This is a genomic window from Modestobacter sp. SYSU DS0904 (assembly GCF_054051115.1).
The window spans coordinates 111132-133357 of record NZ_JBJHAQ010000001.1 but is presented as its reverse complement, the minus strand read 5'-3'; the positions used below and the strand labels follow the sequence as shown (position 1 = coordinate 133357).

At 68.7% G+C, this 22226-nt stretch carries 18 protein-coding genes and 1 pseudogene; 1 reads left to right on the top strand and 18 read right to left on the bottom strand.

From position 1 onward, the window contains the following. Window positions 1-338 precede the first annotated feature (338 nt). From ACI79U_RS00615 to ACI79U_RS00530, 18 genes and pseudogenes are all read right to left on the bottom strand, one after another. Window positions 339-1013, bottom strand: a complete 675-nt coding sequence (locus ACI79U_RS00615; protein WP_457065438.1) for a GntR family transcriptional regulator — start codon at window positions 1011-1013, stop codon at window positions 339-341. Between the two features lie 154 nt (window positions 1014-1167). After that, a complete protein-coding gene (locus ACI79U_RS00610; RefSeq protein WP_457065208.1) occupies window positions 1168-2337 on the bottom strand; it encodes a serine hydrolase domain-containing protein in 1170 nt (389 codons plus the stop codon). Window positions 2338-2402: 65 nt separating this feature from the next. Then, window positions 2403-3161: an SDR family NAD(P)-dependent oxidoreductase gene (locus ACI79U_RS00605; RefSeq protein WP_457065210.1), complete on the bottom strand. Its 759-nt coding sequence runs from the start codon at window positions 3159-3161 to the stop codon at window positions 2403-2405. 11 nt (window positions 3162-3172) lie between these two features. After that, window positions 3173-4354, bottom strand: a complete 1182-nt coding sequence (locus ACI79U_RS00600; protein ID WP_457065440.1) for a cytochrome P450 — start codon at window positions 4352-4354, stop codon at window positions 3173-3175. Window positions 4355-4525: 171 nt separating this feature from the next. After that, window positions 4526-5332: an ABC transporter ATP-binding protein gene (locus tag ACI79U_RS00595; RefSeq protein WP_457065212.1), complete on the bottom strand. Its 807-nt coding sequence runs from the start codon at window positions 5330-5332 to the stop codon at window positions 4526-4528. A gap of 31 nt (window positions 5333-5363) precedes the next feature. After that, the gene (locus ACI79U_RS00590) at window positions 5364-6206 is read right to left on the bottom strand and encodes an ABC transporter permease (RefSeq protein ID WP_457065214.1); all 843 of its coding nucleotides are present in this window, start codon (window positions 6204-6206) and stop codon (window positions 5364-5366) included. Window positions 6207-6217: 11 nt separating this feature from the next. After that, a complete protein-coding gene (locus ACI79U_RS00585) occupies window positions 6218-6943 on the bottom strand; it encodes an ABC transporter permease (protein WP_457065216.1) in 726 nt (241 codons plus the stop codon). A gap of 225 nt (window positions 6944-7168) precedes the next feature. Next, a complete protein-coding gene (locus tag ACI79U_RS00580) occupies window positions 7169-8134 on the bottom strand; it encodes an ABC transporter substrate-binding protein (RefSeq protein WP_457072775.1) in 966 nt (321 codons plus the stop codon). 319 nt (window positions 8135-8453) lie between these two features. After that, complete coding sequence (locus ACI79U_RS00575) at window positions 8454-9497, bottom strand: zinc-binding dehydrogenase (protein ID WP_457065220.1); 1044 nt, start codon at window positions 9495-9497, stop codon at window positions 8454-8456. Continuing rightward, complete coding sequence (locus tag ACI79U_RS00570; protein ID WP_457065222.1) at window positions 9494-10894, bottom strand: MmgE/PrpD family protein; 1401 nt, start codon at window positions 10892-10894, stop codon at window positions 9494-9496. Before ACI79U_RS00570 ends, ACI79U_RS00575 begins: the two co-directional genes overlap by 4 nt. Window positions 10895-11309: 415 nt before the next feature. Next, window positions 11310-11429, bottom strand: a pseudogene (locus ACI79U_RS00565) (IS110 family transposase); the annotation flags it as partial. A 1920-nt stretch (window positions 11430-13349) separates the two neighbouring features. Further along, the gene (locus tag ACI79U_RS00560; protein WP_457065224.1) at window positions 13350-13850 is read right to left on the bottom strand and encodes an undecaprenyl phosphate translocase family protein; all 501 of its coding nucleotides are present in this window, start codon (window positions 13848-13850) and stop codon (window positions 13350-13352) included. Continuing rightward, window positions 13847-14749, bottom strand: coding sequence for an EamA family transporter (locus tag ACI79U_RS00555; protein WP_457065226.1), 903 nt, complete (start codon window positions 14747-14749; stop codon window positions 13847-13849). Before ACI79U_RS00555 ends, ACI79U_RS00560 begins: the two co-directional genes overlap by 4 nt. Window positions 14750-14838: 89 nt before the next feature. Next, window positions 14839-16611 carry a thiamine pyrophosphate-binding protein gene (locus ACI79U_RS00550; RefSeq protein ID WP_457065228.1) on the bottom strand — a complete coding sequence of 591 codons (1773 nt, stop codon included), beginning with the start codon at window positions 16609-16611 and terminating at the stop codon, window positions 14839-14841. A 115-nt stretch (window positions 16612-16726) separates the two neighbouring features. Then, entirely contained in the window at window positions 16727-17446 is a 720-nt protein-coding gene (locus ACI79U_RS00545; protein WP_457065230.1) for a class II aldolase/adducin family protein, read from the bottom strand. Window positions 17447-17521: 75 nt separating this feature from the next. Beyond that, entirely contained in the window at window positions 17522-19000 is a 1479-nt protein-coding gene (locus tag ACI79U_RS00540; RefSeq protein WP_457065232.1) for a tripartite tricarboxylate transporter permease, read from the bottom strand. 109 nt (window positions 19001-19109) lie between these two features. Further along, window positions 19110-19652, bottom strand: coding sequence for a tripartite tricarboxylate transporter TctB family protein (locus ACI79U_RS00535; RefSeq protein WP_457065442.1), 543 nt, complete (start codon window positions 19650-19652; stop codon window positions 19110-19112). Window positions 19653-19763: 111 nt separating this feature from the next. Continuing rightward, window positions 19764-20693, bottom strand: coding sequence for a tripartite tricarboxylate transporter substrate-binding protein (locus ACI79U_RS00530; protein WP_457065444.1), 930 nt, complete (start codon window positions 20691-20693; stop codon window positions 19764-19766). Window positions 20694-21100: 407 nt separating this feature from the next. Here ACI79U_RS00530 and ACI79U_RS00525 point away from each other — a divergent pair, with 407 nt between their 5' ends. Further along, the gene (locus tag ACI79U_RS00525) at window positions 21101-22069 is read left to right on the top strand and encodes a MarR family winged helix-turn-helix transcriptional regulator (protein ID WP_457065235.1); all 969 of its coding nucleotides are present in this window, start codon (window positions 21101-21103) and stop codon (window positions 22067-22069) included. Window positions 22070-22226: the final 157 nt, after the last annotated feature.

Below are 22226 nucleotides of genomic sequence, written 5' to 3'. Positions count from 1 at the left end.
ACCCCGGAAGACCAGGGCTGGCAGCTGCTCGGGGACGCCCGCGTCGACGGGTCCCGAGAGCGTCCGACTTCAACCGCCTCCCCCGGGGCCTGGTGACCGAGCAGATACTGCACCGGCGCGATGCAGCATCTCGCGTCAGCGAGCGCCAGCGGCCTCCGTCTGCACCCCCCGGGCGGCCCCCTGGCTTGGCTGGGGAAGGGCACCACAACGTCGCGAGGATCCCGGGTGGCGTGTCGCCATGGCGAGCGCTTCTCGCTGACGACGATCAGCTCGTCGGACCGATGGGGCAGCCCGCCCGCGCCCCGAGGCCCGGGCGGGCGACCGTGCCGACCATGCGGCTACGCGACGCCGTTGGCCTCGTCCAGGACCATCCCGTCGAGCACCACCGCGGCTGCGGTCCGAACGTGACGGCTCGCCGCTTCCTCCGCCCCTTCGGGATCGTGATCCGCGATGGCGTCGACGATGGCCCGGATCTCGGACTCGCTCTGCGCCGGGCGTCCCGGCTGCGCCAGGGTCAGCGCACGTAGCTGCGTGACCCGCCGGTGGAGCGTCTGTACCAGCTGGTGCAGCACCTGGTTACCGGCCCCGGCGAAGAGCACCGCGTACAGGTCGTTCTTAACCGCCATCACCGTCGCGGCGTCGTCCCCGCGGCCAACGCTCGCGGACAGCCGGGCCATCGTCTCCAACAGAGCCGCGCGCTGCGCCTCGTCGGCATGCACGGCGAACAGCCGGGCGGCCAAGCCCTCGAGGTTGGCGCGGACGTCGTAGACCTGCCGAGCCACGCTAGGTGTGATCGCACTGACGATCGTCCCTCGGCCGTTGACCGAATCCACGAGGCCCTCCGCCTCGAGCTGGCGCAGTGCCTCCCGGACCGACGGCCGGCTGGCCGAAGTCAGTTCGCAGAGCTCGCGCTCGATGAGGACCTTTCCGGGAGGCAGGCGCATCTCCACGATGGCCTGCCGCAGGATCGCCGCAACCTGCTCACGAATCGGCGCATGACGTTGGACCTGCATCCCCGACACGGGATGACTGTACGGCCCCGCCGTAGCACCGGAATGATGCACGACCGGTCGGTCGCTCATGAGCCCGCCTCCGCCCCCTCCGAACCGCCTTTCTGCGCAGTGAACAGTGCCGGAAGGCGCAAGACGGATGGTGTCACTGCGACGTTCACAACGCCGCGGAGACGGCGATGTCGGCCAGCCGCTGGAACCGGTCGATATTGGCGGCCTGGCTCAGCACTCCGGCCGTGAGGCCGACGAACGTAAGGTCGAGTTCGGGCTCGACCCAGTACACCGCGCTCCCAGCACCGTAGTTCCCGAAGGTCTCCGGAGAGGTCAGCGTGCCAAGTTGGTGCCGGACGATGCGCTCGCCCCGGACGTTGAAGCCGAGGCCGAGGTAGGCAGGTGGCGGTGCGTAGCCGGCACGCAGCGCCACCGCCCGGTACAGCTCGTTGGGCAGGTCGCCCGTCCAGTTGCGTCGCGCGATCTTCACGCTGCGCGGTGACAGGATCCGCGCACCCTCCAGGCCGCCGAGGTTGCGCAGCATCTCGGCGATCCGCAGCACGTCACCGGTCGTCGAGGCCGCACCGACCCAGGTTGCCTCGTTCGACTCCGCCTCGAAGAGCCCGTAGGCGCCAGGCGTCGTGCCGGACAGCACCTTCACCGGGATGAGGCCGCGCATGTCGGGGACCACGTGTCGGTCCCTCATGTGCGCCTTGATCCCGAGAGCGGTGTCCACCATGCCCAAGGGGTCGAAAAGGTCCTGCTGGAGGATATCGGTGATACTCCGCCCCTGTGGGTCGGTCCGCCGCAAGGCCTCTCCGAGCAGAGCGTGGTTGACCATCGGGGAGTAGTCGCAGCGCGCCCCCGGCTCCACCGTCCCATGGACCCGTTCGCATGCGGCGGCCACGACGTCGTCGAGCCGGTCGAGGTGCATGCCGGGCTGGATCTCCCAGAGACCGGGCAGGCCATTGGTGTGGGTCAGGAAGTGGAAGATGGTCGCGCGCTCCCGGGGCTGCCCGGAGAACTCGGGGACCAGCTCGACCATTCGAGTTGTCAGCGCGAACTGCCCCCGCTCAATCGCTCGCAGCGTCAGGATGTTCACGAAGGTCTTGGTCAACGAGAAGATGCTGAAGACGCTGTCGGGCCGAATGGGCCTCGTCGCCGCCGCATCGGCATGGCCGAGGGCGAGGTCGAGCGCCAGCTCTCCGTGCCGCGCGATCTTGATGGATGCCCCGTAGTACAGGCCGGCGTCGACATCGGCCTGCACGACGGATTCGAGGTGCGAGAGCCGTTCAGCGGACATGCCGTCACCGGTCGCGACGCGAATCGAAGTCATGGATAGCGTTCCTCGCTTTCGAGGTTCTGGCGCGCCGCCGGAAGACGACGCAACTGCGTCGGGAATCAGAGGGAGAGAATTCCGCCGTCTACGGCGAGCAGGTGCCCGGTGACGAAACGAGCGTCCTCCGAGGCCAGCCACGCGATTGCGGCTGCGACGTCCTCCGGCGTCCCGAGGCGGCCCAGCGGCGACATCTTCCGGCGAATCTCGTAGCCGGCGTCGTCGACGACGGCTCGGGCGCCCTGGGTCGGCACAGCACCGGGGACCACCGCGTTGACACGGATCCCGACCGGGCCTAGCTCCTGCGACGCCTGGCGCGTGAGGCTCGCCACGGCCCCCTTGACAGCTGAGTACACCGCGCTTCCCGCCACTCCGCGCGTGGCAGCCGGGGATGAAAGGTTCACGATCGCTCCCCCGCCCTGCCCGGTCATCGGCGGGACGGCGGCCTGCATGGTCCAGAACGATGCCTTGAGACCGACGGCGAGCAGCCCGTCGATCTCCTCCTCGGAGAATTCGGTCAACGGCTTGTACAGCACCCACATGGCGTTGTTCACCACCACGTCGATCCGACCGTGACTTTCCACGATCTCCGCGACCGCCTCGAAGACCGCCGCCCTGTCGGTGACGTCGAGAACGGCTGACTGCGCCTTCCCACCGCTGACCGTGATCCCCTCGGCCGCTTCCCGGGCGAGCTCCTCGGACCGGTCCGCGACGACGACGGTCAGCCCGTCGTGCGCGAGCCGTTCGGCCGTGGCGCGGCCGATTCCTCGCCCCGCGCCGGTGACCAGCGCGACCCGGCGGGTGGCACCGTCCGGTTCAGTCATCGCCCCGCTCCTCACTGGCCGGTCAGCGAGACACGGACGTCGCGGACCTCGGTGACCGCGTTGGTGTCCCACCGGGTCCACGGCCGGGTGAGCCGCATCTGCGGATAGCGCTCGGCCAGCACGCCGACGAGCTCCTGCAGTTCGATGCGAACCAGGTGCTGACCGAGGCAGTTGTAGATGCCATTGCCGAACATGAGCGGCGCCACCCGCCCGCGGTCGATGTCGAAGACATCGGGGTCGGTCCACACGCGAGGGTCGCGCTGCGCGGTACGGACGGATACGTACACCCACGTCCCGGCGGGGACGTGCCGATCGAACAACTCGATGTCCTCGACCGCCAGCCGGAAGATCGTCCCGAAGCGCGGGCGGAAGCGGATGGTCTCCTCCACCGCGGCCGGTACGAGGGAAGGGTCGGCGGCGACGCGTTGCCATACGGCAGGGCGGTCGAGCAGTTCGCCGAACATCAACCCGGCCTGGTTGACCGTGTTGTCGATGCTAGCGATCATCAGCGACACGCCTTCGTCGACGAGCTCCTGCTCAGTGAGGAGACCGGCCTCCTGCTGCTGGATCATCAACGAGGTGAAGTCGTCACCGACGTGGCCACGACGGCTCGCCACGTGCTTTCCGACGAAATCGAAGGCTTCCGCCATACCATCGATGTGCTCCTGTCGGCGGGACAGATCCGCAGTGAGCACCGGAGCGGCGCAGCTATCCGACAACCGGGCGGCATGCTGTGCGAACTCGACCGGCGCACTGACGAGGTGGCAGTACATCCGGGGTGGGAGCTTCCAGCAGATCTGCTGCATGAAATCCACGTCGGACGGGTCGTCGATCTCGTCCAGAACGTCGTGGGCGATCCGGCGGGCCACGCCGCGCAGCGCCTCGACCTGCCTGGGACGCAACAGCCTCGACAAGGGGACGCGGAGATGAGTTCGCCCCGGCCCCTCGACGCAGATGAGCATGCGCTCCCACTGCTCGCGCACCGGCCCGTCGGTGATCCCCATGATGTCGAGGCGACGCGGCCATGCGTGCCCCTTCTCCAACTTGGGGTGCCGAAGTGCCTCGAACCCCTCTGCGTAGCGGAGGATCTCCACCCCCCGGTCGCTCGTCGCCACCCAGCTGCGTTCCCGGGCTTCACCCAGCTCGTCGAGCGTGGCGGCCTCCGGATCGACATGGGGTACGGCCGTGGACATGGACACGATGAGGACCTTTCTGTCCGGACTCTAGGTTGTTGGATTGGGGAGACCATCCGGGCCGGCCCCGTACGCTGCGGTGACGGAAAGGACTCACGGCAAGGGAGGTGGCGCGTGGGGGCAGCCGCCCGGGAGCACCTGTCGACGACTTGCCGCGCAGTGCTGCTCGGACTAGGCGACCGACCCGCCGCTCCGGACCAGCCGCGCGACGTGTCCACGGATATGGACGAAGCTTTGGTCCTCCTTGGTGATGATCTGGTCCCTGGGATCGGGCAGGTGGACGGGGACAACCTCGACCAGCGTGGCGGGAGGCCGGGAGAGCACCAGCACGCGGTCGGCCAGGTAGACGCTCTCGTCGATGTCATGCGTGACGAATAGAATGGTCATGTCGTACTGCTGCCGGATGCGTAGCACCAGATCCTCGAGGTCGGAGCGCGTCTGCGCGTCGACCGACGCGAATGGCTCGTCCATGAGGAGGAGTCGCGGGCGGTAGGCCAGCGCCCGGGCGATGGCGACACGCTGCTGCATCCCGCCCGACAGCTGCCACGGGTACTTGTGCTGATGCCCGTCGAGTCCGACTGCCGTCAGGCTCTCGTCCGCCAGGCGCTGGCGCTCGTCCCGGGTGCCCTTGGTTCGGTCCAAGGGAAAGAGGACGTTGTCCTTCACCGTCAGCCAGGGCAGCAAGGACCGGCTGTAGTCCTGGAAAACCATGGCCATGCCCTCGGGGACGCCCGTCACGACCCGACCGAGCAGAGAGACGGTGCCGGCCGTCGGCTGCAGAAGACCGGAGAGGATGCGAAGGAGGGTCGTCTTGCCGGCGCCGGAGGGCCCCACAATGGAGACGAGTTCTCCGGTGTTCACCGAGAACGACAAGTGGTCGATTGCGATGTACGCGGATTCGCCGCTGCCGTACGCGTGGTGGACACCGGCGACCTCGAGGATCGCTTCGGTCATCGTCGGGCTCACGGAGGTCGTCATGGTCATCGTCCTTCGAATGTGTGCCGTCAGGTCAGTTCGAGACCCGGGCGAGCCGGTCCCACGCCAAGAGCCTGCGCTCGATCAGTTCCATCGTGATGTTGAGAAGGAAGCCGAGAACTGCCAGCAGGACGATCCACGACCACAGGTCGGCGATGCGGAACTGGGTCTGGGCGATGATGAGACGGTGTCCGATGCCGTTGCTGGCGAGGACGAGCTCGGACACCACCGCCGCCAGCAGGGAGACCGTCGCGCCGATCCGCAGCCCCGCGAAGATTTCCGGCAGGGCCGCCGGCACGATGATCCGCACCAGCACCTTCCACCGTGGGATTCGAAAGACTCTTCCCATATCCAGGACTGTGGGATGGATGGACCCCACGCCGCTGGCGGTGTTGATGATGACGAACCACATCACCGCGTAGGCGATGAATGCGATCCGCATCCCATTGTCGCCGCCCAGCAGGATGATGAACAGCGGAAGCGTCGCGGTGGCGGGGATGGAGCGGAGGAACTCGATGGTCGGGTCGGTTAGTTGGCGTAGGATCACCGACCGGCCAATGGCCGTGCCCACGAGGACGCCGACCACGGAACCGAGCGCGAAACCGATCAGCAGTCGCGACAACGAGCCGAAGACGTCGATCGTGACGGCATCGGTCAGGAAGAGGCTGTCGGCTGGTCCAGAGAAGAACAGCCGCATCGAGTTGTCCCAGATGACCGACGGGCGTGGGAAGAACAGCGACGGCCAGGTGGTCGTCACGACCTCCCAGGCCAACACGAGAGCGATGAGCGCGCCGAAGCCATAGGAGAAGCTCGCGCCCAATCGAGCCAGCACGGCCGCTGGCCGGCGTCGAGGGGTGACGGAGATGTCCGAGGTCATGGAGATGATTCCTACGTCCGGGCCGTGCTGTTCCAACGGAACATTCGGCGCTCGACTGCTCCGAGCGTGGTGTTGATCGCCAACCCCAGCAGGCCCGTCACCAGGATCCCGGCGTACACCAGCGCCTGCTGGTCACCGAGAAGCTGCTGCCGCATGATGAAGGCACCGAGTCCTTCGGTGCCGCCCGCGATGAGCTCCACCGTGATGATCACGATGATCACGATCGAGGAGGAGACCCGGACACCGGTCGCGATTAAGGGAGCCGCACTCGGGATGACAACCCGCCGGACGATCGCAAACGGCCCCAGACCGAAGCTGCGCGCCATCTCCTTCGCTGCCGGGTCCGTTCCGTGCACCCCGTAGAGAGCGTTGAAGAGAATCGGCCACATCGCGGCGTACACGGCGATGATGAGCTTCATCCCCAGGCCCTGACCGGCCACCAAGATCACCAGCGGGATCAGGGCCACCGCGGGCATCGTCCGGACCAGTTCGATCACCGTGCGGGACGCACGGTAGGTGACGTCGGAGAGCCCGAGCAGCATGCCAATCGGTACCGCGACGAGAATCGACAGGCTGAGGGCGATCGCCCAGGTGAGGACGGTTGACAGTAGGTCCGTGAGGAAGTTGCCGTCGTCGAAGAGCCCGATCGTGGCGACGACGACGGTGGAGAAGGGGGGCAGGTACCGCTCACTGACCAGGCCGGCACGGCTCACTGCTTCCAGGACCGCGACGAGCACGAGGATCCCGAGCAGCCCTAGCACGACTGGCTGAGCCGGCACCCGCCGCGCCCGGGATCGGGCCGGGTGCGGGGATCTCAGGCCGGAGGGGCTGGCTGACACCTGCTCGGTTTCTGCCGAGATGGGAGAAGTTGACATCGGTGTTCCTGTCCGTCGTCTCACCGCTGGGTCCGTCCAGCGATCGGGTCGGGGACACCGAGGTGCGCCTCCGACCCGATCGGAGGATCAGCAGTTGTCCGGAAGGGGGATGGTGATCTCGGAGATGTCGAACTCCTCGGTGATCCACTCCATCTCGTACATGATGTCGGGGATGATCTGCGGCGGTTCGTTCGCCGCGGGAAAGATCGGCTTCACGTCGGCCTGGATTGCTTCCTCGCTGTAGCCGAGCTCACGCAGCGTGTCCTCGTACACCTGCTGGTCCTCGGTCACCAGTTCCTGCCCCCGGAGGACGACCGCGCACTGGAACGCGGCAACCGTGTTCGGGTTTTCCTCCGCCCACTGGGCGCTCACCAGCCACTGGGCTTCGGGGAACTCCTCGAACTGGCCGGCGCCGATGTCCAGGATGGCCCTGCTCCCGAACTCGGTCTGCACCTGCAGCTGCGCAGGCCCGGTGACCGTGACGGCGTCCACGTTCCCCTGCTCGAGGGCGGCCGGCATCTCGTTCCACCCCAGGGAGACGAACTCCACCTGGCTCGGGTCGAGCCCCTCCGCGAGCATGGCCGAAGCGATACGGCCCTGGTGGCCGCTGTTGAGGCCTACGACGGCCACCTTTTTGCCTTCGAGGTCCTCGAGGCCGTCGATGCCGGAGTCCGGCAACACCTCGACGGTCTGCAGCCCCTCCGAGCCGCGGATGACCTCTCCGATCACCCGGAGGTCGGCCCCCTGCTGGATGGCCGGCACAGCGAACCACGCGTTCACCTGCCCGATAGGCACGTCACCGGAGACCATCTGGGCCAGCATCGCGGGTGCGTTGGGCGCCGGCTGGAGCTCCACCTCGAGGCCGTACTCGTCGAGGATGTTCTGGCTCTGCGCGACGAAGAGGGGCGTGGTCCCGGCGTTCGGATAGCCGGCGACCGTCACCTGGTCGACCTCAGGTGAACTGGGATCGACATCCGCCACCGTCACGGCCTCGGCGGGTGCCTCCTCCTCCCCCCCACCACAAGCGGCGACGAAGAGAGCGCTGACCACCATGGTCGTCAACAGGTGCGCGGGACGGAGCGTGCGGCGCCCCGATCGAGTCGGCGGGAGTGGCTTCACTGTCGCGTGCCTTCCTCTGGATGCTCACGGCGGCCGGGCCGCCCGCTCGGAAGCTGAAGAGCTCGGGCACCAGCCGTGTTGCATATGACGTCCACGGATGAGCCGGGACTCACCTCGCGAGGGGAACTGGCCCGCACCTCGGGATCACCGAGGAGATGGAGCGACCGAGGTCCCTGCGGGCCCCCGAGGCGCTGGCCGGTGTGACAGCTCACAGTATGATGTCCTATGTCAGACAGGTCAACACCCCTGTCGCTCAAGGCAGTCGGACGAGCAACTTCGCGCGGTTCGCGCCCGTGAAGAGCCGGGCCAGCTGCTGCGGTGCGGACTCCAGCCCGACGGACTCCTCCGCCTGGTGCTCGATCCACCCCTGGTCACGCAGGCGCCGCAGCTCGGCGTAGTACTCCTCCCGCCGATCGAGGAAGTGCCCCGCCAGGAATCCCTCGACCCGGAGATGGCGGACGAGGACTTGGAACATGTTGCGAACACCGTGCCGAGCCTCACCGACGTCGTAGTCGCTCATCACGCCGCACACCGCAATGCGCCCACCGGGGTTCATGGCGAGGAGCGCGGCGTCGAGGGTCTGGCCTCCGACGTTGTCGAAATATGCGTCCACCCCCTCCGGGGCCGCTGCGTGAATGGCGCCGGCGAGATTTGAGCTGCTCCGGTAGTCGATCGTGGCGTCGGCTCCCGCGTCGGTGGCGATCGCCAGCTTCTCCGGACCGCCGGCGATGCCGATGACGCGGCAGCCGTGCGCCTTCGCGATGCCGACTGCCAGGCGCCCTGTCGCTCCGGCAGCCGCCGAGACCAGCACGGTCTCACCCTGGGCGATCCGCGCGACTTCGTGCATCCCGACCATCGCTGCGAGACCCACGTGAGAAAAGATCGTGAGGTGTGAGGCCAGCGGCTCGCCTTCGCGGAGCTTGACTCGTCGCATGCGGTCGGCGGGCACGACGGCCTCGTCCTGCCATTCACCGATCCCGGCTACGAGGTCACCCCTCTCGAAGCCGGTCGCCCGTGACTCCTCTACCCGACCGATCAGCTCACCCACCATCGAGTCCCCGACACTGAGGTTGCGACCGATCTTCTCGTAGAGGGTGTTGACCGGATCGAGCTTGAGCCAGTTGCGATTCGTCGGATCGAGGGACAGATACAGGACACGCACGTGGATGTCCCCGTCGGCGACGGAGGGCAGCCGGCGTTCGGAGAGCTCCAGCACGTCCGGCGTGTAGGACTCGCGCGCGGCGCGAGTCACGACGAGAGCCCGCGTCGAGCGGGAACGGCCGTCGACGCCGGTCACAGCAGGTCCTCCGCAGTGCTCGGCCTCGCGAACCGGTCGAGGATGGAACGTGGTGCAGCCGAGGGCAATGCGGCGATCGCCTGGACGAGCCCGTCCGCGGCGGAAGACCCGAGTGACTCCTCGGCTGCCTCGCGCAGGCGCTGCTGGGCATTCGTCCAGTCGGGGCGGAGCTCCGCCGGGTCGACGTCGGAGTCGTCCGCCGCCATGACCGTCCCGTCAACGAAGGTGACGACGACTCGGGCGGACTGCTCGTGGCGCACGTGCCGGTCAGGAAGCAGGTGCGAGTGCACCCGGTCGACGAGTCCAACGAGCCGCTCATCGGACAAGGCGGCACGCAACTGCTCCAGCCGGAGCGGCGCGCCCTCCGCCAGGACAGTGGCCGCCAGTGCGAAGGGCCGGCTCAAGAGAGCACTCTCAGAGGTGAAGGGGCCGCGGCTGGCGCACCCCGGGAAGTCGTACGCCGCACGGGTCACGGAGGCGTCGATGGACACAACCGCGGTCGGATCGACAGGCCGGCGGCCGAGGATCGTCCGGAGCGCACCGATGGCCACCTGGTTGGCGCCGCACGAGGCGTACTTCTTGTGGGTGACCGCCTGGAATGGGGATGATGCTGCGAGGGCGTCGAACTCCTTCCGCCAGTCAACGTCGGGAACTCCCGCGATGGCCGGGTACAGGCCCGCGGGACTCTCGATGCTCGATGAGACGAAGGGAAGAAGGTCGGGCTCGAGGGCCGCTGCCAGCCGAGCCGCCGCGAGCCCACTCAGCGCCGCGAGCCCTCCCTGGAACCGCCATTCGGGTGAACCGTTCCGAAGAGCCTGCATCGTGCCGCCTGCATTCCCTGCCCCGATGAGGATCGCCGCCGCGAGCCGCTCATCGTCCAGACCGAGCAGCACACCGGCAACGGTCGCGGCGCCGATGCCGCCGAACAGCGGGGTGTTGCGCAGACCTCGTGCGACGGCATCCCGGGCGACAGGAGCAGCCGCCGCGATCATGGCGTCGTAGCCGGCGACCACGGCACCCACGAGTTCCGCCCCCGACGACCCACGCTCCTCGGCGACCGCAAGGGCGACGGGGATGACCACGGACCCTGGATGGAGCATCGTCGGGGCGTGCGCATCGTCCAGCAGGAGATCGTGCACGAGGGCCGAGTTGGCCAGCACCGCCGTGGCTACCGACACGCGCCTCCCGTCGAGGAACGAGGTCGCCGGTCCCTCAGCGTCGCTCTCGACCATCCGGGCGAGGCTGCGCCCGGTCGGAGACGTCCGTGCCGCGAGAGCTACGGCAAGGGCATCGGCGAGGACCACGCGCACCTTCTCCTGATCTGCTGCCTGAAACTCGACGGCTGCGCGAACACGCTGCACCAGCCGGCCTACCACCGTGTCCGTGCCGATGGACACCACCCTCGGGCTCATCCCACTCCCCTGCTGTCACCTGCGGCCGATGGGACGCACGCTGGATGGGCACGGGTCCCGACACCACATCCGGCCAAGGCTCGGACGGGTTCCACGCCTCATCGTTCGCCATCCGCGGGTCCGTGCGACTCCTCCGGGAACCACCGCATTCGCCGCTCCTGCTCGAGCGCGTACACGCCGAAACCCGGCCCCGGTGACAACGCAGAAAGTGTTGCCCTGATGTCCGCCCAGGAGAGGGAGGAGGACGTGAGTTTGAGCGACCTTCCCGAGGTTGACATCGACCGTCCATGTACCGCGTCCCGGAGGCCTGCCCAGCCGGGCAGGCATCGCACTAAAATACGCAGATCGACGGACAGCAGGTAGAGGCATCGCGATCAGGCGCGGCATCCGCAACCGGGCAGATGTCTGGCGGCGGCACGAACGAGGGGCGCAGCAGCCCGGGCGCCAGCAGCTGGGTGATCCATTCGGCGTCCTTGATGTCGGTCTTACGCTGCGGCACCGCCTTCATGTGCGCGGCGTTGAGCAGCCGGACCTCCATGCCTCCTCCAGGCAATAGAACAGCGACTTTCAGTACGTCGAGGTCGACTCGCTGAGACCAAAGTACGCCGGTGGGCGACCACCAAGATTCGATCTCCAGCAGCTTGCGGACTCTCCTGCGGCGGCGCACGGGGTTACCACCCGCCGACCGTCAGGGCAGCCGGTGACAGAACCGGGAGCGGAAGCGTCCGCCAGAGGACTCTCTCCGCCAAGGCCAGCCGCGCCGAGACACCCCGCTAGCACCATGCAATTCGGGTCAGACGTCTGCTGATGTTCTCGAGATCAGGTGGCACACACATGTTGCATCGGGGGTCGGCAATTCGTGGTGACGAGTTACTGGAGCCTCGTCTGCACCCTCCACGGCATGGGACACAGCGGAACCCCCGACTACCGGGCTTGACGGCGGGCGTAGGAGCAGCAGCGGCGCCGGCAGGCCCAACGTGCGCAGCGCAAAAAGGCTGGCTCGGCGGCGCCCGACGCCGGGGTTGACGGTCGGGCACGACGGGCAGCGGCAACTGCCTGCGGATGGTGCGGTGGCCGGATCACACCGCTCGCCCACCGGGACTGGCCGCAGGCGCTACGTGAACTGGCCCAGCAGCTGGATGACGGACGGATCTACGACCGCGACCTCGCCGGTCTGTCCGTGGCACTCAATGCCGTCCTCGAGGCTTACCAGCGCCGGCCAACGTCCGCCTCTCCGCCACCGACTGATACCGCGCGACCTGAAGATGCCTGCACGGTTCTCAGTGAGCCGCCGGAACACTAGAACTACTGGAGACCCACAGGAGGTTTTGGTACGAGAGTGCCCCTGCGGACCGGGGGCGGACCCCCCTTCTCCAGTGTTGCTCCAGTAAGGGGCTTCGGCGCTTGGACGAGCTTCGTGGCCCGCGCTGTGGAGCCGTACCGATGGCACCTCGCCGGCCATCAAACAACTAGAGGACCCGAGGCCCCTCCCCCGTCCCTGAACCCAGCGGTGAGGCTCGGTGGCCGGCCGCGTCCACGTTGCGCAGGGAGGTGCGGTGGACCTCGACGAGCTCAGGGCCAGTCGCGCCACCGTTGTGACTGTTGCCTAGGCGGCCTCGGTCATCGGCGTCGACGTCCGCACCGTGTCCCGCGCGATCCAGAACGGCGAACTGCCGGCCTTGCGGCTCGGACGATGAGTGCTGATTCCCCGCCTGCACCTGCTGGCTGCTCTGGGTGTCAGGGTCGAAGATGCCCTCCCCGAGACTCACGACACCGGCTCCGGCGACCGGTAGCCACGCACCCCGACGAGGCCTCATCGAACCGCCTCCGCGGTCGTCTGCGGCAGCAGCGAGCACCCCGGCGCGTGTCCTGATCACGTGGCTCGTGAAGCGGCATGCTTGCCCCGACCGAGGTGGTCCCCGCCCAAGTCGGCCCTCTGATCGAGACCAGGCTAGTGATACTTCCGTGATACCGCCGCCGCCGGATCTGGGGTATTTCGAGGTATCTCGGTGCCCGTCGACGGCTGTGAGAGCGCGCATAAGCGCAGCTCAGAGCACCAGGATCCACTCACATGTTTAGCGCCGGACAGGAGTTCAAGTCCCCCCTCGGACACCGAGTTGAACCCCCACGGTCATCAGGCCGGTGGGGTTTCTTCCGTTTCCTGCTATCGGCACGTTCGCTCGATGCCTGAAGGACCCCGTTGGCCGGCTGGCTGATCTTGCTTCTCGGATGCCCTTCGTCGTCGCCTCACAGGCAACGGTCAACTGAACCGGGGGCAGTCCCCGGCGGTCGCTGACGCGACCCGCACCAACACGTCATCGGGGACCGCGGTGCTGGACATCGACACCGCCACGCTGTTGAGTCGCCTTACCGTCTCGCCGAGATCGACGCCTCCGAACGGGAGGGCGAGCTCGGATAGGAAGAGGCAGTGCAACGCCTATCAACCGCTCGCCGTGGTCGGCACCGACCGTCCACTTGGTCCAGCACCGCGAGCCCGGCGCCGACAGCGAGGGCCATTATCGGCCGCGCCGCCGTCAGGCACGAGCAGGCCTGGCTCCTTGCCCAGCCACAGCGCAAGCAACGACCCCGCCATTAGCCCGGTAATCAGCGTCAAGGTCAGCGAACGGTGCCGGCGGAAAGCCGTCTGCAGCACCTTGACGAACAGCTGGAGCCCCAGAGCGGCCCTAAGGGCGAAAGGCGCCAACGTATACGGCTCCCTGTCGTTGACCGCCTCGAAAGTTGGTCGGGACAGGACCACTGTCAGCAGCAGGGCCTCGTCGGAGCCGCCACACCAGCAGTCGGCCCGCCGTCGTGGTCGGAAGCCAACGGCCCCGGCGCTCCACGGCGCGCCGACGGCCTCACCGACCGCGGGAGGACGTCGTCGACCGAACGCCTCGCCCCGGCGCGTGCACGCCCCGCCCGTTGCTGATCCACGGCTCATCTGAGGATCAGTCCGGTGACTCCCGCCAGGACCAGGAGCGCCCCCAGAAGGGTGGACAGGCTGATTGCCTCGGCCCGCCGGAGGAACACCGCGCTGACGGGCAGGACGATGACCGGGACCGCGGCCGCGATGACGAGAACGATCGCGACGGGCAGGTGCACGGAGGCAGCGACCACGCAGGACTGGGCACCGGCAGTGGTCACGCCGGACCACACCCACAGGCGCCGGCCCCGGGGGTCTGCGCCACGGAGGGCGGTGCGGAGCTTGCGCAGATCAGCGCTGCGCAGGGCGTAGACCATCAGCGCTGCCGTGGCCCCGATGAGCGTGCCGAACACCGGGGCCTCCCAGTCCCGGACGGCCGCGCCGCGGGCGACGTTGCCGACCCCATAATGGAGAGCGCCCAGTAGTGCCAACCCGACCTCGGGAAGCGGAATGGAGCGGACCTCGGCGTGCCGCCGGTCCCCTCCCCCGCTGCCTGACCGGCGGGACGTGAGGTACAGCCCTCCCAAGATGGTGAGGCCCCACAGCACCGCTGAGGGAGGCAGCGCCTCGCCCAGGAGGAGCCAGGCTGCCAGGCCGGCGAACAGCGGGTTGGTGATCTGCAGCGCGCTGGCCCGAGTGGGGCCGATCGTGCCGACGGACCGGAAGAAGAACCAGCGACCGAGGAAGGTGGTCAGCAGGCCACCCAGCGCGAACAGGCCGACGGCGTCCCATTCGAGGGGCGGCGGGGGTCGACCGACGCTGTACGTCACCGCCAGTAGCACACCGGCGAACCCGACGTTACCCACCAGCGCCAGCAGGAACCCCAGGTCCTGCGTCAGTCTCAGCGCCGAGAAGCGGACGAGGAAGACGTTGACGCTGAACATCAGCAGGGCCAGGACGGCGAGCAGCTCACCCACGGGACCGACGCAGGAGCTCGGGTGGACCGGTCACCCGGACCGTCGCGGAGGCACCGGCGACACGGCGGGCGGCGGCTGCCGCGACCCGGTCAGCGCGAACGCTCAGCGATGGCCGCCGCCGTGTCCCCCGAGTAGCCGCGCTCGACCCGCACATCGACGACCGTGGGCCGCCCCTCGAGGACTGACCGAACAGCGGCCGCCACGGCGTCGCGGAGCTCCTCCGGCGTCCGCACCGGACCGATGCCGTGCAACCCCTGCGCGACGCCCAGTTGGGCGAGATCCGGTTCGGGCCCCTCCAGTCGCATCCCGATGTGGGCGTGTTCCACCGCGCGGCCACGCGCACGGGCCACGCGGTCCTGGTGCAGTTCGTCGTTGAAGAATGAGTTGTTGTTCGCGATGACCACCAGCAGCGGTATGTCGTAGCGGGCCGCCGTCCACAGGGCTGTGACACCCATCATGTAGTCACCATCCCCGAGGACGGCCAGGGCGATCCGCTCCTGACCCTGCAGCGCCAGTGCGGCGCCCACGGCCAGACCAGGGCCACTGCCGATCCCCCCGCCACCGTCGGTGCCGAGATAGTCCAGCGGGCCGCGCACCGGCCACAGGTCCGGATTCCAGGCGAACGGTGCGCGCACCAGCGTGACGGGCTGACCGCTCGTCGCCTCTCGCAGGGTCTGCGCCAGGAAGCCGACGGTCAGCCGGCCGGTGGGACCGGTGGGCTCGGCCAGCTGTGGGACACCGACGTCCCCGACGGCAGCGGAGCCAGCCGGTGAGCGCTCGGGCAGCCGGTCGAGCAGAGCCGCCACGGCGACGTCCGGCCGGCTCTGCAGGGAGATGTCGACGGCGGAGAGGAAGTGATCGTTCTTGGTCCAGCCGTTGAACAGCTGGTGGTCGACGCCGGCGGAGATGATTCGCGCCTGCGGGTCTGCCGATCCGGTGGCCTGGCGCAGCGTGCCACCCAGGTCCAGCCAGTCCAGGCTGAGGACGACGTCTGCTCTCCGGAGCAGTTCGTTGTTGTCCGGTGACAGGAAGAGCCCGGGCGTCCCGTGGTGCAGCGGGTGGTCGGTCGGGAAGGCCGCCGCCACCTTGAGGTCAGTCAGGACGGGGGCGCCCAGCCGCTCGGCCAGCTCGACGCGCCGGTCCCACGCCCCCTGGTCCCGACTCACCCGGCCGGCCAGGATGACCGGCCGCTGCGCCGCCGCCAGCACCTCCGCCGCCGCGGCGACGGACTCCGGCGCGGGCAGCGACTCCGCGATGGGGCCGTACCGCGCGGGCTCGACGACGACGCGGCCGTCAAACGGCTGTTCCTGGACCGCCGCGTCGAAGCACACGTAGACCGGCGCGGTGGGATGGGTTCGGGTCAGCTGGTTGGCCCGCAGCAGGGAGGCGGCCGACGCACGGACCGACGCCGGCTGGTCGTCCCACTTCACGTATGGGCGCACGAGCGCGGCCTGGTCCGCAGACGTGTGGATCCAGTCGATCCACGGACGGCGGCTGTCGGCGTCCACCGGACCGGTCGCCCCCAGGAGGAGCATGGGCACGCGGTCGCAGTAGGCGTTGAAGACGGCCATGGTGGCGTGCATCAGGCCGACGTTGCTGTGCACGGCGGCGGCCATGGGCTGGTCGGTGACCTTGGCGTACCCGTGCGCGATGGCGACGGCGTGCTCCTCGTGCAGGCACAGGAGCATCTGCGGTTGCCGGTTCCCGAGGTAGTTGACCAGGCTGTCGTGCAGGCCGCGGTAGCTGGCCCCCGGGTTGAGTGCCACGTACGGGACGCCGGTGGACCGGATGGTCTCCGCGATCACGTCGCTCCCCCACTGGCTGTCCACGATGTCGGGCATCAGCACACGCTCGTCGTCCACCTGGGTCCTCTCCTCGATGTCGGGCGCAGTGATCTCCGCGTCGCGCGCCGGGTCACGGATGGATGGGGCGGCCCGGCCGGTGACGTCTCCGCCCCGTGGCCGGTCGGTTGGTGATTCAGATCGGGGTCACGGGGAAGGACCCGGCGCGAGCCCGGCGCACGAGGTACTGGTAGCCGATCTCCAGTTGGGACGGGTGGGCGACGGTGTCCCGCTTCACCAGCACCTCCTCGTCGTCGGACCACCGGACGGGGCCACCGGCCTGCTCGGTGAGCAGCTGGGTGGCGCAGGCCCGGTTGAGCAGGACCGCCCGCATGACCGCCTGCCCGGGGCTGGCCCCCACCGTGACGAGGCCGTGGCCGGGGATGAGCAGACCGGCGGAGTCGCCCAGCGTGTCTGCCAGGGCGTCCCCCATGTCCGCGTCCGTGATGAGCGCGCCGGACCGGGTGAACCGGGGGACGTCGGGGTCGACGAAGGAAACGGCATCGTGGGAGACCGGCCGCAGCGGCCGGTCGAGCGATGCGAACGCCACCGCGCTGGCCGCGTGCGAGTGCACCACCGCGCCGACGTCCGGCCGCACGGCCATGACACGGGTGTGGATGGGGTACTCGATGTGCCGCTTTCCCTCGCCGGCGAGGACCTCGCCGTCCGGGGAGACCAGCAGGACCCGATCATCGGTGATCTCCTCGAAGGCCCACCCCGACGCCTTCATCCAGATTCCCCGGCCGTTCACATCCCGCACGGATGCGTGGCCCCACACCATGTCGGAGTGCCCCGCGACGCCGAGAGCCTGGTTCGCCTCGGTCGCCTGACGGATCTGGTCGGCATCGGTGGTCATCACGAGGATGTCTCCTTCGGTTGCTGAGTGCGGCCCTGGTGGGGACAGGGATCGGATGAGGCGTGAGCCTGGCTGTCACGCCGACCGAGTGGTCTCGTCCCTCCGGTCAGGGGTCGACGGGGCCTCCTCCGCTGGCTGCCGGCGCTGCAACGGTCGGTACAGCAGCGGCCGGATCACGAGCAGGAGCGCGACGATCGCCAGAATCCAGTGGATCGGCCCGTCAAACAGTGCCGTGGCATTCCCGCCGCCGACGAGGAGCGCACGGCGCAGGTTGACCTCCAGGATCGGACCGAGGATGAACGCAATCAGCAGCGGTGCCGGGGCGAAGCCGTAGAGCTCCAGGAAGTAGGCCACGACGCCGATCCCGACGAGCAGCAGCACGTCTTCGATCAGGCGCCGGTCGCTGAACACGCCGAAGACCAGCAGGACGGTGATGACCGGGACGAGGATGTGCCCCGGGACGGAGCTGATCCGGGCGAGCGTGCTGACGGCGCCGAGCGCTGCCGGCAGCAGCACGAGGCCGCTGAGCAGCATGAACAGGACGATGCCGTACAACACGTCGGAGTGGTCGCGGACGAGCTCGCGGCCCGGAGTCAGCCCGTGCAGGACGAGCGCCCCCATCAGGACGGCGGCCGACACGGTGCCCGGCACGCCGAGGGTGAGCGTCGGTATCAGCGAGGGCGCCACCGTGGCGTTGTTGCACGACTCCGGGGCGATCACCCCGCGGATGTCCCCCTGGCCGAAGCGGCCGTCGCGGCCGGCCTGCCGCTGCGCGCTGGAGTAGGCAATGAGGTTGCCGCTCGATGCGCCGAGGCCGGGGAGTGCGCCGGTGGCGATCCCGATGGCGGTCGAGCGGCCGGTGACCTTCCAGTGGCGGAAGACCGCCCAGACCCCCTCGCTCATCCGACCACCCGACGCCCTGTCGACATGACGGATGCCCCCGGCGCGCGACTGCGCCAGCCCGAGCATGTGGGCGATGCCGAACACCCCCAGCACCAGCGGCAGCAGGGGGAACCCCCCGAGCAGGTAGGAGCTCCCCAGGGTGTACCGCGCCGTGCTCACCAGGGGGTCGATGCCGATCGTGCCGAGAATCAGGCCCGCCGTTGCCGCGATCAGCCCCTTGCGCACGTTCTTCTTGACGGCCTGGGCGATGAAGATCAGCGCGATGAGGATGATCCAGAAGTACGCGGCGGAGTCGAGGGCCAGTGCGGCGACACCGAAAACCGGCAGCAGCAGGAGCAGGGCGATCCCGCCCAGGATGGCGCCGCTCACGGACGCCATGATCGAGGCACCGAGGGCGTACTTGCTCTTGCCTTGCTCGGTGAGCGCGTACCCGTCGAAGACGGTGGCGATCGAGCCGGCATCCCCCGGGATCCTAAGCATGATCGCTGTGACCGATCCGCCGTAGACCGCGCCCATGTAGATCCCGACCAGGAAGGCAAAGGCCGACGTCTGGTCCATCCCGTAGGTCAGCGGGAGGACGACGGTCATGCCGGCCACCGACCCCAGGCCAGGCAGGACGCCGAACACCATGCCCAGGAGGACCCCGGCCACCACCCACAGGCCGGCGACGAAAGTCAGTTGCTCGAACCCCGAGAGTATTGAATCGATCATGAAGGCAGTCCTTGGTGCGCTTGTGTCGGAGGGCCGGTGAGGCCGCTGGCTAGAGACCGGGAATGACGGACGGCAGGCGGATCGACAGGACCTGCACGAAGATGAGGTTCACTCCGACCACGGAGGCGGCCGAGACGAGGACGATCGCCGTCCATGAACGACGCTCGGGAGCGATCAGCCACATGCACGCCACCATGAACAGCGCCGTACCGAGCACGTAGTCGACCTGGGTGGCGACGTAGGCGAACAGCGAGATCAGCACGATCAACCCGAGGAACGTCATGACCTTCCGGGGCCCGGTGCCGGTGGACTGCTGCGGCGCGGCCTCGCCCGGGCTCGTCCCGGGTTCGACCGGCGGCGGCACGTCGTCGATGGTCCGCGCGGTCTGGGCGTCCACCGCCGGGGCTCGCCGCGCCAGCATGCTGCCCCCCTCCCACGCCAGCAGGATGACGATGACGATGCCGCAGGCCAGCGGAAAGATCTTGGATTCGAACGCCCGATCGGCCGCGATCGTCGCCCCGAGGTAGAGCCCCCCCAGCGCCAGCATCGCCCCAACCAGGACGATCGGGCCATACCTGCTCGATCCCACCATCGCCTTCACCCCTTTCGTTCGTCGTGCTCTCGCGCACGGCGGCCCATCCGTGCCCCGGGTGGCTGTCCACGGCCACCCGGGCCCACCGGCCGACTGGTCCCGCTGGCGGGATCAGCCGGTCAGGACGTCCTCGTTCTCCTGCGCGGCCTCCACTGCCTCGATCACGCTGTCGCGGAACTCGTCGGCCGGCACGTAGCTGATGGCGGCGTCCGTTCGCTCGACGTACTCCTGCACCGCGGAACTGTCGACGGCCTCCTCCAGCAGGCGCTGCAGCTCCTCGACGATCGCCGGGTCCGTCTCCGGGTGCACGGCGAAGCCCGCCGAGATCGGGTCCAGGTAGAGGTCGTGCCCGAGCTCCTCCAGCGTCGGGACGTCCGGCAGGCCTTCGAGACGCTCGGGGGCGGCCACGGCCAGGACGTTCATGTCCTCCCCGAAGCTCAGCGCTGCCGCCTCCCCGCCCATCCAGAAGTCGCCGTCGCCGGCCGCCAGACCCGCGAACGCCTGCGGCACTCCCTCGAAACCCAACGAGTCGAACTCGGCGTCGGCCAGGTCGGTGATCTGCTTGGCGGTGACCAGGTAGTTGCTCGCCGGGCCGCTCACCACGATCAGCTGGCCCTGCTGCCGCCCGTGCTCGAGCAGCTCGTCGAAGGTCTCGATACCGGACGAGGCAGCCACACCGACCACGTTCCACTGCTCGCGGAAGCCACCGACGTACTGCATCTCGGTCAGGTCGTAGGGCGCGTCCTGCGCGACCTGGCCGAAAGCGTGGATCGAGGGGAACACCAGGCCGAGAGTGTGCCCGTCCGGCGCCGCGGACATCGCCTCGATCAGGCCGAGGGTCCCGCCGCCGCCAGCGATGTTCTCCGGGACCACCGAGACGTCGACCAGTTCGTTCATCGGCTCGAGCACCGCACGGGCGTCGCCGTCGGTGCCCCCACCGGCCCCGAAGGGGATGACCGCACGGATGTCTTCCGTCGGGAAGTTCGAGGCGTCCCCGCCCCCACCACCGCTGTCACCACCGCTGCAGGCCGCGGTCAGCATCGCCACGGAGACCAGACAAGTCACGGTGGTAAGACGTCTCGGTCCGCGGGAAAGGGCCCACTTGGAAAGCATGCGTCGATTCCTTTCACAGGCGCTGGAAGTTGCAGGAACGCACGACGAATGCCGCGCTCAAGCTCGGTGGGCCAAATTTCCAGGTCCCACCTCGGAACAGAGGCACGGAGCGCCGAACAGGCCATCCGCGTACGAACTTGTTTGGTCGCGGTGTAACGTAGGTCTCGTACGGATCTGTGTCAAGGCTCACGTCCGCGTCCTCCGCACAAGCCGACCAAGCCGCCGGATGGCACCACTGGAACGGCGCTCGGGCGAGGCCGTGGCGCACCGGCCGACGACCCACGTGCGGACCCACCCGCACACGGAGACGGCGTCACAGCCATTACCGTCTGGCCGTGCGCGCCGGGGATCCCCACCACGAGACACCACCCGAGGACGGGAACACCACGGTGGGCCAGATGCTCAGGCGGCTGCACCAGCGGCAGTCCCGGGTCCTGGACCTGGGGCAAATCTACGGACTGACCCGCCCTCAGTTCTCCGTGCTCGGCGCCGTGGTGGGCGTGCCGGGCATCGACCAGCGCAGCGTCACGGCAGCGACCTTCGTGGATAAGTCGACCGTGGCCGACATCGTCAACCGACTGGCCGAGAAGCAGCTGGTCGTAGTTTCCCGGAAGCCGGAGGACCTGCGCCGCGACGAGCTACGGCCGACGCCAGCAGCGATCGCCCTCGTGTACGAGGCCACGCCGCTAATTCTCGAGGGCAACGAGCGTGTCCTGAGCCCCATCCCGATGGAGCGGCGGGAGGAGTTTCTGCAGCTCCTGCGGGCCACCGCCCACGCAGGACGGAGCGAGGTGCCGAGGAATTACGTCAACCCCAGTCCCGACGGCGTCCGCCCGCCGATGAACGTCCACTGGGGGCTGGGCCGACTTCTGCGCGGCTCCCTCCAGCGCCACGGCAGACTCTGGTCGCAGCACGTCTCCGCTGTAACGCACGTCCAGTGGCTGGCACTGAGCGCACTCCACCGGAGCGGCGACATCCACCAGCGCACGCTGGGCGAGCTGATCAGCCTGGACAAGGCGAGCCTGACCGACATGCTCGACCGACTGTCGCGCCAGCGCCTGATCGGGAGGTTTCGCGACCCGGCGGATGGCCGGCGCCGGGTCCTCCGCCTGACCTACGAGGGTCACGACCTGCTCCGCGAGGTGGCCGACTCGGTGAGAGAGGTCGAGGCCGTGTACCTGGAACCACTCGACGCCGCTCGACGGACGACGTTCACCCAGGGCCTGAGCCGCCTGGTCGCGGCCGACGATGGCAAGCCCGAGCACTGGCCCGATCCACGGGCCGTAGTCGGCGAGCCCGCCTAGCCCACCGGGGCGTCCGAGACACCTCCGCTCGATCGGCCGACGGCTTCGTTCCATCCGAGCTTGACACCGCCCTTCACGAGATCTACGTTACAGCCGCAGGCAGAAAGTTCGTAGGCGGAATAGCTGTCTCTCACCGGAGAGCGCGCGTGCCGGACAT